The 13,860-nt window shown below is 57.6% G+C and carries 15 protein-coding genes; 10 read left to right on the top strand and 5 right to left on the bottom strand.

Features of this window, described 5'->3' with window-relative positions; genetic code table 11:
- Positions 1-115: 115 nt before the first annotated feature.
- On the bottom strand, positions 116-592 hold the full coding sequence (nrfH, locus tag HYZ49_15025; protein ID MBI3243594.1) for a cytochrome c nitrite reductase small subunit: 477 nt from the start codon (positions 590-592) through the stop codon (positions 116-118).
- Between the two features lie 64 nt (positions 593-656).
- Complete coding sequence (locus HYZ49_15020; protein ID MBI3243593.1) at positions 657-845, bottom strand: hypothetical protein; 189 nt, start codon at positions 843-845, stop codon at positions 657-659.
- A 326-nt stretch (positions 846-1,171) separates the two neighbouring features.
- Between HYZ49_15020 and HYZ49_15015 the strand changes: the two genes are divergently transcribed.
- From HYZ49_15015 to HYZ49_14970, 10 genes are all read left to right on the top strand, one after another.
- On the top strand, positions 1,172-1,699 hold the full coding sequence (locus HYZ49_15015) for a cytochrome c maturation protein CcmE (protein MBI3243592.1): 528 nt from the start codon (positions 1,172-1,174) through the stop codon (positions 1,697-1,699).
- A 107-nt stretch (positions 1,700-1,806) separates the two neighbouring features.
- Entirely contained in the window at positions 1,807-3,873 is a 2,067-nt protein-coding gene (locus HYZ49_15010) for a heme lyase CcmF/NrfE family subunit (protein MBI3243591.1), read from the top strand.
- A complete protein-coding gene (locus tag HYZ49_15005) occupies positions 3,873-4,373 on the top strand; it encodes a cytochrome c-type biogenesis protein CcmH (protein ID MBI3243590.1) in 501 nt (166 codons plus the stop codon). The genes HYZ49_15010 and HYZ49_15005 overlap by 1 nt, the downstream gene beginning before the upstream one ends.
- 6 nt (positions 4,374-4,379) lie before the next feature.
- Positions 4,380-4,967 (top strand): TlpA family protein disulfide reductase, encoded by a 588-nt coding sequence (locus HYZ49_15000; protein MBI3243589.1) that lies wholly within the window; start codon positions 4,380-4,382, stop codon positions 4,965-4,967.
- Between the two features lie 64 nt (positions 4,968-5,031).
- Positions 5,032-5,634, top strand: coding sequence for a zinc ribbon domain-containing protein (locus HYZ49_14995; GenBank protein MBI3243588.1), 603 nt, complete (start codon positions 5,032-5,034; stop codon positions 5,632-5,634).
- A complete protein-coding gene (locus HYZ49_14990; protein MBI3243587.1) occupies positions 5,631-7,511 on the top strand; it encodes a cytochrome c in 1,881 nt (626 codons plus the stop codon). Before HYZ49_14995 ends, HYZ49_14990 begins: the two co-directional genes overlap by 4 nt.
- A gap of 69 nt (positions 7,512-7,580) precedes the next feature.
- The gene (gene ccmA / locus HYZ49_14985; protein ID MBI3243586.1) at positions 7,581-8,279 is read left to right on the top strand and encodes a heme ABC exporter ATP-binding protein CcmA; all 699 of its coding nucleotides are present in this window, start codon (positions 7,581-7,583) and stop codon (positions 8,277-8,279) included.
- Positions 8,272-9,009 carry a heme exporter protein CcmB gene (locus tag HYZ49_14980; protein ID MBI3243585.1) on the top strand — a complete coding sequence of 246 codons (738 nt, stop codon included), beginning with the start codon at positions 8,272-8,274 and terminating at the stop codon, positions 9,007-9,009. The genes ccmA and HYZ49_14980 overlap by 8 nt, the downstream gene beginning before the upstream one ends.
- 38 nt (positions 9,010-9,047) lie before the next feature.
- The gene (gene ccsA / locus HYZ49_14975; protein ID MBI3243584.1) at positions 9,048-9,755 is read left to right on the top strand and encodes a cytochrome c biogenesis protein CcsA; all 708 of its coding nucleotides are present in this window, start codon (positions 9,048-9,050) and stop codon (positions 9,753-9,755) included.
- Positions 9,756-9,828: 73 nt separating this feature from the next.
- A complete protein-coding gene (locus tag HYZ49_14970; protein MBI3243583.1) occupies positions 9,829-10,005 on the top strand; it encodes a hypothetical protein in 177 nt (58 codons plus the stop codon).
- Positions 10,006-10,008: 3 nt separating this feature from the next.
- On the opposite strand, the gene HYZ49_14965 is transcribed toward HYZ49_14970, so the two are convergent.
- The 3 genes from HYZ49_14965 to HYZ49_14955 all read right to left on the bottom strand — a co-directional run bounded on the left by HYZ49_14965 (position 10,009) and on the right by HYZ49_14955 (position 13,523).
- On the bottom strand, positions 10,009-10,311 hold the full coding sequence (locus HYZ49_14965) for a hypothetical protein (protein MBI3243582.1): 303 nt from the start codon (positions 10,309-10,311) through the stop codon (positions 10,009-10,011).
- A gap of 661 nt (positions 10,312-10,972) precedes the next feature.
- The gene (locus HYZ49_14960) at positions 10,973-11,599 is read right to left on the bottom strand and encodes a hypothetical protein (GenBank protein MBI3243581.1); all 627 of its coding nucleotides are present in this window, start codon (positions 11,597-11,599) and stop codon (positions 10,973-10,975) included.
- Positions 11,600-11,633: 34 nt separating this feature from the next.
- Positions 11,634-13,523 (bottom strand): SUMF1/EgtB/PvdO family nonheme iron enzyme, encoded by a 1,890-nt coding sequence (locus HYZ49_14955; GenBank protein ID MBI3243580.1) that lies wholly within the window; start codon positions 13,521-13,523, stop codon positions 11,634-11,636.
- Positions 13,524-13,860: the final 337 nt, after the last annotated feature.

Here is a 13,860-nt window from a genome sequence, read left to right as displayed (position 1 = left end):
GGCTGATTTCGCCGTTCAGTAAGGCCGATAAACCGGTGGCGGTTGTCTGCCCGAAGGCGCTAATCAGATAGTCGCTGTATAAATCAAGCAATTTTTCATTCTTCATCCGCCAAGTTTACGCTGTTTTTGCGTAAGGTGAGTAAGGTAAGATCGATCTGCCGCGCTCGCCATGCGCCACGTCGCGGTGACACTCAAAACAGTAACGTTCGGCGTCCATCTGGCCGTCGGCGATGTTAGACACGGTTTCGGCATGACAGCGGATGCAGTTCGCTTGAATGATTTCTCTGGAAGACTCTTTGGCCCGGATAGCGTTGGGGATTTCGCCCAGGGTGAAGGCGCTGACGTGGTTGAAGCCAGAACGGGCCTTGACAAAGTATTTTGGAATCAAATCGTGAGGCGTGTGACAGTCGTTGCACTCGGCCCACAGCTTGTGGCCGCCGTGATACCAGCCCTCGTAGGCGGCGTCCATGACGTGGCAGTTGTTGCAGGCGGTCGGGTCGTTGCCGAGATACACGGTGAAGTCGGAGACGTACATCAGCGTGCCGGCGACGATGACGAGCGCCACAATGCCCACGATTAGCGGAAGTTTCATAGCTTTTTCTCCCAGTAAAGGAATTATCTCGCATTGTAAATGATTTGCGTCATGCGTCCGCCGTTCAGGACTCGGCCAGTTCTTTTAATGCCTGCGGGCTGAGAATGGCGACGAAACCGCCGGGCAGGGTTTTGAGAAGGTTGCGATCGCGCGTAACCAAGTCATCCAGTTCATCGTCTTTAAGTGAACTAAACAATGCCAGGCTTCTCAAAAGCCTGACGGAACTTTTGGCAAAGGGAATTGACGGAATCAAAACTGGGGCGCTCATGACAAGTAACTAGTTACTTCTGATAAAAAATAGGGCAACGAGTTGTTCCCCCGTTGCATTGGCGGCCAAACCTTGTCAAAAGAAGCTTACCGGCCTTGTCGGAGTTTATTAGTGTGATTTATCATAGGTCAGTCGTTACAAAAAACACTCTTTTCCGGCTGGCCGCTATTAATCTCTTCTCGTTTACGTCGCTTCAATGTGCTAGAATTTCAAGGTGGGGCATCCATCACTGTGCGTCAGTGATGATTGTTACTGCCTAAATCCGACTAGAAAAGTATGCTACGCATTGTTAGCAGGAGGTTTTCACAATTATGGCTCAAACAGCAGTTTCTTCGGGCGTGACGCCGGTCGTCAAGAAGGGCGGGCGCGCCAAGTTTCTCATCGGCGGGTTGCTGATTGTGGCGGCGATTGTTTATTTGATCGCCACCAGCACTCAAAGCACGGCCCAGTATTTCCTGACAATTCAAGAGTTAAAGGATCGCGGTTCATCTCTGGTGAGCCAGGATGTGCGGGTGTCGGGCGCGGTGGTTGCCGAAAGCATTCAATACGACGCTCAGAAGCTTGAACTGCGGTTTACCGTCGCCAGCGTGCCCGCCGACCAAAAAGAGATTGACGCACAGGGCGGTCTGGCCGCCGTGCTCAACGCCGCCGTCAACGATCCCAACGCCGCCCGCATGGACGTGATTTACAACGGGGTGAAGCCCGACCTGATGAAGGGCGAGGCCCAGGCGATCATGGACGGGCACGTTGACGAGAACGGCCTCTTTCACGCCGACACGCTGTTGATGAAGTGCCCGACTCGTTACGAGGGCGCCGTGCCATCTCAAGCCGCACCTTAGCAAAGGATGAAGGATGAGGGCAGAAGGATGAAAGCCGAGCCTGTATTTCATCCTTCACACCTGCCCTAGCGGGCAAGTGCTAGGGTAATTCATCTTTCATAACTCCCATGACTCTCACCCTCGGCCTCGCCTCGCTCTTTCTTGCGTTTCTGTGCGCCATCTACGGCGCAGTAGTGGCGCTGATCGCCGCGCCGCGCAAAGCCACCGCCTGGGTCGAAAGCGCCCGCAATGCGGCCATGCTCACCTGGCCGCTCATTACCCTTGCCGCGCTTTCGATCATTATTATGCTGGTGAAGGGCCAGTACGATGTTGAATACGTGACGCATGTCTCCTCGCGAGCCATGCCCTGGTATCTCAAAGTGACGGCGCTGTGGGGCGGGCAGGCCGGGAGCCTGCTGTTCTGGTCGTGGCTCATGTCGGCCTTCACCAGCGCCGCCATGTTGAGGCGGTGGGACCGGGATCGCTCGATGATGCCTTATGTGATCGCGGCCTCGATGATCACCCTGGCGTTTTTCCTCAGCCTCAGCCTTTTTGTTGAGAATCCATTTCAACGCTTGTGGCAAAACGAGATCACTGGCGAGATTGGCCCGGCCCTGCTTCAACCGGCCAACTCGTCGCTCTTCACGCCGCTCGACGGCAACGGCCTCAACCCGCTTCTACGCCATCCTGGCATGATCATTCACCCGCCCATGCTCTACCTGGGCTTCGTCAGCTTTATCATTCCCTACGCCTTCGCCATCGCCGCTCTGGCCACGGGCCGCACCGACGACGAATGGATTCGCACCACCCGCCGCTGGACTCTCGTGGCCTGGCTCTTCCTCTCGCTCGGCCTCATCCTGGGTGGGCGCTGGGCTTATGATGTGCTGGGCTGGGGCGGCTACTGGGGCTGGGACCCGGTTGAGAACGCCGCCCTCCTGCCCTGGCTCACCGGCACCGCCTTCCTGCACTCAGTGATGATTCAAGAGAAGCGCGGCATGCTCAAAGTGTGGAACATGATTCTGATCATTTCCACTTACTCGCTCGTCATCCTCGGCACGTTCCTCACCCGCTCCGGCGTGCTCTCGTCGGTTCACGCCTTTGCTCAAAGCGCCATCGGCCCGCTGTTCTTCGCTTTCATCGGCATCACGTTTGCGATCTCGATGGGCTTGCTTTTCCACCGTTGGGACTCGCTCAAGAGCGAAACCCAACTCGACAGTTTGCTCTCGCGCGAAGCCGCCTTCCTGCTCAACAACCTGCTCTTCCTGGGCGTGGCCTTTGCCACGTTGTGGGGGACTCTGTTTCCCATCATCTCGGAACTTGTCACCGGACAAAAAGTCACGGTGGGGCCGCCCTTTTATAATCAGGTGAACGGCCCCTTGCTGGCAGCCATTGTTCTGCTCATGGGCGTTGCCCCGCTGGTGGCCTGGCGCAAAGCGTCGGCCAGATCGTTGGGGCGGCTGATGTGGATTCCGGCGGTCCTCACCCTCGTCGCCCTCGTCGCCTTTTATCTGCTGGGCGCGCGGTCATTTGGGGCGTTGCTCGGCTACGGCATCGCCACATTCGTCGGCCTCACCACCCTCTCCGAATTTGCGCGCGGGGTTCGGGCCAGGATGCGGCTGGGGGAAAACCCGGCCCTGGCCCTGATCAACCTCGCCGCCCGTAACCGCCGACGTTACGGCGGCTATGTGATCCATCTTGGAGTGGTCGTCATGGCCTTTGGCGTCGTCGGCTCCTACATGTTCCAGCAGGAAACGCAGGCCACCCTCAATCGCGGCGAGACGCTCTCGCTCGGCGGCTTCACCATGAAATTTGATTCGGTGGCTCAATTCAACACCGACGACCGCCGTGAAGTCACTCGCGCCACCGTCAGCGTCTTTGACGCCGGCGGCTCACCGGTCGGCGTTCTGCACCCGCGCCGCGACTTCTTCCTCGACAGCGGCCAGCCCATGACCATCCCCGGCGTGCGCTCCACCCTCGGCGAAGATTTTTACGTTCTGCTGGTGGACTGGCAACCGATCTCGTCCAACAGCGCCACCTTCAAGATTTACGTGAATCCACTCATCAACCTGGTGTGGTGGGGCGGAATCATTTTCATCATCGGTACGCTGGTGGCCGCCTGGCCCGACGCCGCCGAAGAGAAACGTTATGTGTCCGCGCCGGCTGGCGTCGCAACCCGTTCGGTAGGAGCTGACTGATGACGAAGAACCGGTTGTCAAGTTATCAGTTACCAGTCATCAGTTTTTACTGCTTACTGCTTACTGCTTACTATTTACTTTTCACTGTTCCGGCCTTTGCCCAAAACGACGGCCCGACCGACGATGATGTGAACGCCGTGGCCAAACAGCTTTACTGCCCGGTGTGCGAGAACACCCCGCTCGACGTGTGTCCCACCCAGGCCTGCACCCAGTGGCGGGCCACCATCCGTGAAAAGCTGGCCGCGGGCTGGACGGAACAGCAAATCAAAGATTACTTCGTCCAACAATACGGCGAGCGCGTCCTGGCCCAGCCTTCGACCAACGGCCTCAACATTTTGATCTGGGTTTTGCCGCCGCTGGCCTTGCTAGTGGGCGCATTCTTCCTGGCCCGTTACCTGCAATCGGTGAACGCCCACCGTCCGGCCCCGGCCTCTGCGCCCGAACCCGCCGACGACGACCTGGCGGCCCAACTGGAAAAGGAACTCGCCAAACGGCGATGAACGACAATGAACAATGAGACAATGAACAATGCACAGGCCGTTGCCCCTGAATCTCCTGCCGCCCCGAATTCGCCTGTCACTCTTCAGCGTCGCCTCGGCCAGATTGTTGCCTGGATCGTATTGTTGGCGTTGCTGGTGATGGTGGCCTTGCAGTTGTACCGCCGCACCCTCGGCCCAGTATCCAGCAGCGGCGCGCCCGATTTCACCCTAACCACGTTCGACGGCGAAACCATTCCGCTCTCGTCCCTGCGCGGCAAGGTGGTCGTCGTCAACTTCTGGGCTTCGTGGTGCAAGCCCTGCGAAAAAGAGGCGGCGGAACTGGAGGCCTTCCACCGGGCTTACAAAGATCGTGACGTGGTCATGCTCGGCGTGGATTACGTGGATACCGAAACCGAAGCCCGGGCCTACATGGCGAAGTTCAACATCACTTACACCAACGGCCCCGACCTCGGCACTCGAATCTCGCAAGCCTTCCGCATCAAGGGTGTGCCTGAGACTTACGTCATTGATCAGAACGGCAAGCTCGTCCAAACCATCATCGGCGAAACGACGCAGGCCAAGTTGGCCGCTATCGTTGACCCGCTTCTCAAGTAATGCTCAAGGCACAATTCACAGTGCTCAATTTGTGAATTGTGCCTTGTGAATTGTGAATTCTTCTATGGACATTGGTTCAATTCTCATTTCCGTCGCCCTCTTCCTGCTCGTCGCCGCGTTCGTGGCCCGGCCACTGCTGGAGCGCGTGGGCGTCGCCGACGGCTCTGACTCGCCCGCCGACAATTTGCTCACCCAGCGCGAGGCCGTGCTGATCGAATTGCGCGATCTGGATTTCGATCACGAAACCGGCAAAGTGAGCCATGACGATTACGCAACCCAGCGCGCCCGGCTGGTGGCCAAAGGCGTCGAAGTGTTGCGCGCGCTTTCTGCCATCGGCAAAAATGAAAGCCCTGCGCCCGCCTCCGATGATTTTGACGACGCGATTGAAAAAGCCGTCGCCGCCCGCCGCAGGCGCAAAGCTACGCCGGCTTCCGCTGGCCATGTAGACGACGAGATCGAAAAAGCCGTTGCCGCCCGGCGCAAGATGAAAACTATTCCGGCTGAGGCAAATGTTGAAACCGAGGCCGCCCCCGCGCCGGGCCGCGACCTCAATGACAATGGCCGATTGGCAAAATTCTGCTCTCACTGCGGCGCGGCGGCTCAACCCGGCGACAAGTTCTGCGCCCGGTGCGGCGCGAGCCTGGCTCTGACCCCGGAGTCGACATGAGTCGCTTCTCCCAATTTTTTTTGATCAACCTCAAAACGATATTCTTTGTGCTTTCTGCGGCAATGCTCCTCGCCGCCTGTTCGCTGGCCGGAGACGTGACTCCGCCGCCCGGCTTTGAAGACACGGGCTTGTCAGATGCCGGCCCCAGCGCCGCCCCGGTCTTCGATCTCGGCCCCGGCTACCCGGCCTCCATGCCGTCTGCCGCCGAGGGCGCAACGCTCTACTCGCAAAACTGCACCCGCTGTCACGGCCTCACCGGCGGCGGCGACGGCGAACTGGTGAGCCAGATTCAATTTCCGGTTCCGGCCTTCAACGTTCCCGACCTGGCCCGCGCCACGACTCCCTTTCGCTGGTACAGTGTCATCACCAACGGCAACCTCGAGCGCGTCATGCCGCCCTGGGGCGGCTCGCTCAGCGAGTCGCAACGCTGGAGTCTGGTGGCTTACCTCTACAGCCTGAGCGGGCAGGCGGACGCCGAGTTGGGCCAGGCGGTGTATGAAGCCAACTGCGCCGACTGTCACGGCGACAGCGGCGCGGGTGACGGCCCCGGCCAGCGAGCGAGTGGCAACATTTCCAGTTTTAGTGATCAAGTCTTCATGGCCGCCAAGTCCAACAACGACTTTTTTCTGGCGCTGACTGACGGCATTAACGGCGAGCACAAATTTGCCGACTCGCTGAGCGAAGACGAACGTTGGGCCGCCGCGGATTACGCGCGGGCGTTTTCCTATGACTTCGCCGAAGTGGCGGCGGCTCCAGCTTCCACCGGAACTGTGACCGGCACGATCAGCAACGGCACTACCGGCGCAAACACGCCCGCCGATCAAGCGGTGGTCTTGCATCTCTTCGATAGTTTTCAGGAGACGAGCACAATCACCACGACCGTCCAGAGCGACGGCGCGTTTGAGTTTGCCGATGTTGAACTGGCGCCGGATCGCGCCCTCATCGTCAGCGCCCGTTACGGCGACGTGCTTTACACCTCGGATGTTGCCCAGGTGAAGGCCGGCCAAACCGTCTACGACTTGCCGGTGCAGGTCTTCGAGTCCACCACCGACTCGTCTGTCCTCTCGGTCGAACGCATGCACGTCATCTTCGACTTCAAAGAAGACAAGGTTCAGATTGGCGAACTGTTCATCATCAACAACAACGGCGACAAAACGCTCGCCCCCGTCTCGGAAGACGGCCCCACCTTCAGCGCCGCCCTGCCAGCCGGGTTCGCCGAGCTTTCGTTTCAAGATGACGTTATCGGCGGTCGTTATCAACAAACCGCCGACGGTTTCGCCGATACCTTGCCGGTTCGCCCCGGCGCCGGCGCGCAACAGATTCTCGTTTCCTTCTCACTGCCTTACGCCGACGCCTTGAGCTTTGCTCAAAAAATTTCCTATCCCACCTCAGCCGTCAGCGTGTTGTTGCCCGACAACGGGGTGACGCTGACCGGCGCCGGCTTGCGCGACGAAGGTTTGCGTGACGTGCAGGGCGCGAACTATCACTCCTTCACCGTTGAGGCGATGGCCGCCGGAGACAACATTGCTTTTTCGCTCGAGGGGAAGCCGTCGTTGGCAGCAACCACCTCCGGTGGTTCAACATCCGCCTCGACGGTTGCCCCGGCCTTCGACGTTCGCACCGTCCTCATCGGCGGCCTGTCGCTGGCGCTGTCCGTGGCCGTCATTGCCTACTGGTGGATTCAGCGCGGCGGGAGCAACGTCAAACCTACCCAGGCCGCGCCGCCCTCGGGCCAGACTTACGACGAGTTGCTCGACGAACTGGCCGAACTCGACGACGGCTTTGAAGCCGGCGAATATTCCGAGGCCGAGCACCACGCCAAGCGCGAGAAGCTGAAAGCGGAATTGAAGCGGCTGGTGGAAAAAGAGAAGAAGTAGTCAAACGTCAAACGAAAAACGTCAAGTCAATTGTCGTTTGACGTTTGTCGTTTCACTGTTCACGCCGTCATGATCGAAATCCACGCCCTCGTCAAAACCTTCGGCCTCAAGCCCGTCCTGCGCGGCGTGGAATTGACGATCCAGCCCGGCGAGTTTCTGGCGCTGGTGGGGCCGAACGGCGCGGGCAAGACGACCCTCCTTCGGATCGTAGCTTCGCTGGCCCGCCCCACCTTTGGCCGGGTGCGCCTTAACGGTTTTGAGATTCCGGCCCAGGCCGACGACGCCCGCCGCCTGCTCGGCGTGGTCTCACATCACCCCCTGCTTTACGGCGACCTCACCGCCGCCGAAAACCTGCGCTTCTACGGCGATGTTTACGCCGTGCCCAATTTGCCAAAACGTGTTGATGAAGTTCTGGCGCAGGTGGGCTTGAGCAAACGGCGGCATGATCTGGTGCGCACCTTCTCGCGCGGCATGGCCCAGCGGCTGGCAATTGGCCGGGCCATTTTGCACGCGCCCCAGATCATGCTCTTCGACGAGCCGCACACTGGCCTCGACCAGGACGCCAGCGCCATGCTGGACGGCATTCTCAAGAGCGTGGCCGCCCAGGGCCGGACGGTGCTGATGATCTCGCACGACCTGCCTCACGCCCTGGCTCTGGCCGACCGGGTGGCCGTCCTCTCGCGGGGCAAGATCGTCTACAACGAACCGACCGCCGGGTTGACGCCGCTGGAATTTGCGCGAGCTTACGAGACTTTAACCAATGGCTGATCAACCGTGGAAGCAGGTCGAACCCACGACCGCCGCCAGACCGGGAACCTCACGCTTTGCGGCTTATCTCAAAGCCATCTTCGCCATCGTCCGCAAAGACGTGGCCGCCGAAGCGCGAAGCAAAGAGCTGGTCAGCGCCATGTTGATCTTCTCTCTGCTGGTGGTGTTGATCTTTAACTTTGCCCTGGAACTGGACCGGGCCGCCCGCGAGAATGTAGCCGCCGGTGTGTTGTGGGTGACGTTTATCTTCGCCGGAACGCTCGGCCTCAACCGCACCTTCGCCGCCGAAATGGATCGCGGCTCGTTCGACGGCCTTCTGCTTGCGCCAATTGATCGCACGGCCATTTACTTTGGCAAAATGATCGGGGCCGCCCTCTTCATGCTTCTGGTCGAAGCCATCGTAATGCCGGTGTTCAGCGTGTTGTACGGCATTTTGCTTTTCAAGCCCATGTTGCTCGTCGTGGTTCTGCTGGGCACGGCCGGCTATGCCGGGGTCGGCACGCTGTTGGCCTCCATGGCCGTTCACACCCGCGCCCGCGACGTAATGTTGCCCATCCTGCTGTTTCCGGTGACGATCCCGGTGGTGATCGCCGCCGTCAAGGCCAGCACCGGGATCTTGCTGGCGGCGGAGTGGGGGGACGTTGCTCCCTGGTTCAACTTGTTGCTGGTCTACGACACAATTTTTATCGCCGTAGCTTTCATGGTGTTTGATTATCTGGTAGAGGAATGACGAAGTTGAACAAATAAACTTTGACAAGGAGATTGACTATGTCTGTATCTGCGCCTCGAAATCTACAAATCCTGACCGTCGTCACTGCCGGGTTGATGCTGATCGCGCTTGGCCTGGTGTTCCTTTATGCGCCGCAGGAAGCCACCATGGGCGAAGTGCAACGCATCTTCTACTTTCACGTCCCGTCAGCCTGGGTGGGCGGGCTGGCGTTCTTCGTCACCCTGTTGGCAGGCATTGCCTATTTGCGAACCGGCGACGATAAGTGGGATCGCGTCGGCTACTCATCAGTGGAGATTGGCGTGACGTTTGCGCTGATGACGCTCTTCAGCGGCATGTTGTGGGGGCGGCCTGCCTGGAACACCTGGTGGACGTGGGACCCGCGCTTGACCACGTTCACGATTCTGTTGCTGGTCTACTTTGCCTATCTCATGTTGCGGCAGGGTATTGAAGATCCGGGCCGCCGCGCCCGATTCGCCGCCGTGTACGGTATCGTCGGCTTCGTCAGCGTGCCCATCACCTACTTTGCCATCCAGTTGGCGCGCTCGATCCACCCGGTGCTCTTCGGCCCCAACAACCCCGACGCGCAAGGCTCCGGCGGCCCGCTGACGCCGGCCATGTTGCAAACGTTCTTCTTTAGTTTGTTTTCGTTCACCGTGCTGTACTTCACCCTGCTCTGGCATCGCCTGCGCCTGGCGAACTTTGCCGAGCGCGTGGAACAACTCAAAGCGAAAATGATGTCTGCGTAGATACGGCCTGGAGACACCAAGTGTCTTTGCGAAGCAGACACTTGGTGTCTCCAGGCCCAAAAGGTAAACCGTCGTGTTGCTTTCAACCCTCCTCGAACCCCCTGATACTTCCGGCTACATGCTGGCCGGTTATATCGTCTTCACCGTCCTGCCGGTGCTGTTCATCCTCAGCCTGATCCTCCGCCGTCGCAACCTGGAGAAAGACGAAGCGGCTATCAAGAGCCTGACTGAGGACGAGCCAAAAAAATAAGGGCTATTTCCACGCCGCCAGCAATTTCGTCGTCAAGGCAATTGCCGTTTGGATTGCCGGCCACCACTCAGGAAAGAGCAAGGATACTGCCGCCAAGAATGCGCAGCCGAGGAGAGTCACCACAAGATAAATCCACCTGGTGGGCGCGGTGACTTGAAGGCGCAGATGCTCGTCTTGCACGGTGGCATCGAACCGTAAGTTGCGCGAGCGTTTGCGAGATTTGGCTTTTGGCCTGAGTTTTGATTTAGTGTCGTCCGGTTGGGGTGGCCGTCTTGGCTCACCCGACCGGGTTCGTGGCTTGGGCATGTGACCCTCCAGAAAAACAGACTCCCACGGTTTTGTGGGAGTCTGAATTATAGAACATAAGTTCCATTTTCCAAGAGGGACAAATTTACTTGCTCATGCCGCCGTCAGCGCGCGCTGGATAATGTTCTGGATGTTGTTGACGATCTTGTCGCGCCCCACCTCGTCGCCCGCGCCGAGGGTGACGCCGCCTTGAGAGATATTACTCTGTGAAATATTCATCGTCGTTCTCCTGGCAGATTTATCAAGCCCACACCACCTTTTCAAATGGGCAGAGCTTAGATTTAGAACTCGGAGATATGCTTCGCAAAGCCCTCCGAGTTTTTACGGCTCTCCCGGTTTTAACGGGAAAGACGGCAATGTCATTCCGAGCGAAGCGAGGAATCTCTACGTTTGGCCCAGAGACCCCACGCTTTGCTCGGGGTGACACCTGGCAATCCCGGCAAAGCCCGAAGAGCCGTTTTTACTTTATGGCGTAGCTGTGGTTTCTGGCTCTAACGGCCACTGCGGACAGGTGAGGCGGTATTCTTCGTTAGGCGAATTTGACGCGCAGACGGGGAAAGTCGCGTAAATACCCGTGGTGGATATCCCCGCGTATCCCGTAAAGGTTCAATATACGACCCACAGTTAGTGCTGTTATCAGGGATTAATTTTATTGCGTGTTTTATGTTACTTTGAGATCAAGCGTCAATGTAAAAGTGGAAGAAAGTTCTCCCAAGACTCTAATGTTCCAGTCAGATGTGCCTTCTGTTTTTGATTGATGGACATGGAATGTTGCAGGCTTTCCCGGACTGGCTATTTTGGTTTCGCGCAGAGTTGATGTTGTTTTAAGAGAGTCGGTGAATTCAAACAACTCTACGCTAACTTTGCCTGTAGCTACAGTGCATACGACATCTGCCTTTTCTTGGAGATCTACGGGGAAATCCATGCTTTTTCCATCTTTAATAGGCGGATCAATAGTAAAGCGAATTACATTGGGCTTATCGATTTTATTTTTAAGTTCTAATAGTTTAATCTTTACGCTGATGCCGCGCCAAGATGTCTGCTCGTGTAACTCGTCGTTTGTTGGCACATCTGTTTCAGCTTGTTCTTCTACTGGGTTGAACTCTGTTGTAATACCTACGCCCTGATTTGCCTGCCTCAGTTCGTATTTGACAAAATCTTCCACAGCCGCTTTGTTTGTGCCTTTGACTTCAATACTGAAGGTGTTGCCATCATCATCCGTCAACACACCATAGGCAGTATGTCGGCCAGACTTGATCTCGTTGAACTTCAATTGTTCAGTGTTCATATATTCTCCTTGCGGCTAGGGCTATTTTACAAGCCTATTTTGAAATACATCGGAAGCCAATCCCTCCATTAGGAGCAAATGGCGTACCGGCAATACGAAATGCGATAGTATTTTTCATAGAGTCATAACTGGCATCGTAACCGCCCCCTCTTGCGCTTACCACATCTGGTTGGGTTGTGGAGTTCAAATCCAGATCTGGTTGACCTGGAAAATAAGCAGATCGAGTCCATTCCCAAACATTGCCGGCCAGATCATATATTCCCTCTGGCGATTTACCACTTTCGTATCGCCCGATGGGTTGAAGAATTGGATCTTCTTCATAATAGAAATTGGCTTGCTCAACTGATGGAGTTAAATTGCCCCAGGGCCATATCCGTTCATCGGTAAAACGCGCTGCTCGTTCCCACTGCAAATCGCTTGGTAGTCGTCGTCCGAGCCATTCACAAAATTGGCTGGCTTGGACTGCTGTAATATTTACAACCGGCAATTTAGTATTTGCATCCCCACTATAACTTGATGATGGAGCAATAGGAAGTGAGCAATTGCCTGATTTTACACAAAGCAAATAGCGGTCATTTGTTACTTCGTATGGTTCGATTTCGAAGGCTTCAACCCGATATTTTTGTCTGGGAAGGTATGAAGGATCATCGTTTACGTATCTAGAATCTCCCAGAATTACCTCTGATTCGGATATGGAAATTAACGCAGGCCCCATTGCTTGTTGGCGTAAAATCGCATTTCGAATTGGATTGTAGCTGAGCACAACAACGAGAACGATCGCAACGACCAACATTCCGATCGTCACCAACCGCCCCCGACGTTCGGCGCGGGCGCGGGCCAAGGCGCTCTCAGCCAATTTCTGTGCGTCCTCGAGTTCCTTCTGCCGCCGCGCTTCTTCTTCGCGTTGCTCGCGTTGCACTTCGGCCTCGCTCTTGGCCAGCAGTTCTTCGGCCAGGGGAGTCAGGCGTAGGGCGGCGCGATGCGGCGCAATCACCGCCAACCGTTCCGGCGATAGCAGAGTCTTATACCGCTCGTAGGTGCGCGTTTCCTGTTCCAACAACTCCTGCGCCGCTTTGCGGGCCTGGGCCTCCGGGTCAAGTTTGATCTGGTCGAGCAGGTAATCATGGGCCAGTTCGTACGTCAGCGCCGCGGTCATTTCGGGCGAGAGGCCCGAGGCCAGTTCGTACGCCGGCTCTGCTTGGGTCGGGTCGGCTTCCTGTTCTTGGGCGCGTAAGAGGCGGCTGTCCACGAGTTGATTGAGCACCGCCTGCACCGTTTCGGGCGGGAGGTCTTTGAGTTGACTGGCTTTGAAGTCGGCGATTAACTCAGACTGCCTCCGTACGGCGCGGCGGCCCTCGGCGGTGATGAGCGCTTCGAAGAGGCGTTGGGCGATGGGGCGTTGGGCGGGCTTGAGGTCACGGCCTAACACGCGGGCCAGGTGTTCGCGCAGGATGCCGGTCGCGCCGCCGGCCGCGTCGTATTGCGCGCGAGTGATGCTCGTCTTCCCGTCCGGCAGGTTGTCGTACAGCCCGGAGCACACCAACTGAATCTGCGGTGGGGGCAATTCGTCGGCGCCGGCGCTCAGGTCGTCGAGCAGTTGTTCCACCAGCCCGTCTTCAAATGCGATGCTGCGCCGCTTGGCCGGTTCGGTGATGACTTCGCCGGCTTCGGCCCGGTTGAGGCGGTTGAGGCGATAATCGTTGGCGAAAGGGTCTTGAATCTGCGGGCGGAAGTTGGCCAGATTGCCGAAGAACTCGGTGCGCATGGAGAGCAACCAGCGCACCGGCAAGGACTCGTCGCTCACGCAGTCGGCCAGTTCGGTCACGAATTCGGCCCGGCCCTCGGCCCCCAGTTGGGTAAACAGTTCTTCAGCCTGATCGAGGATGATATAGAGCGCCGTCTGTGGCCCCAGCACCTCACTCACTTGCCGGAGGAACTCGCGCAGGGGTGCGGTCGCCAGCCGGGGGGTTTGGCTCAGGTCGGGGATGAAGGCGCGTTTGACGGCGTAAGCGGGGTTGGTATTGTACGGGCGCAGAAAGAGCGGCAGATGCCCGGTCCCGATCAGGCGGGGCGAGATGCCCGCTTGCAAGAGTGACGACTTGCCCGCGCCGGATTCAGAATAGACATTATTGGAAATAAGCGATAATAGGGCTATGCTTACTTACACTACATTGAAAGATAATCCGCGCCAATTTCTGGCGATGACCAGTCTGACCGTGAAGGAGTTTGAGGCGCTGTTGCCCGTATTTGCTGAGGCGTAT

Source organism: Chloroflexota bacterium (genome assembly GCA_016197225.1).
Classification (GTDB): Bacteria; Chloroflexota; Anaerolineae; order Anaerolineales; family VGOW01; genus VGOW01.
The sequence above is the reverse complement of the archived record's forward strand: the minus strand, read 5'-3'. Positions and strand labels throughout refer to the sequence as shown.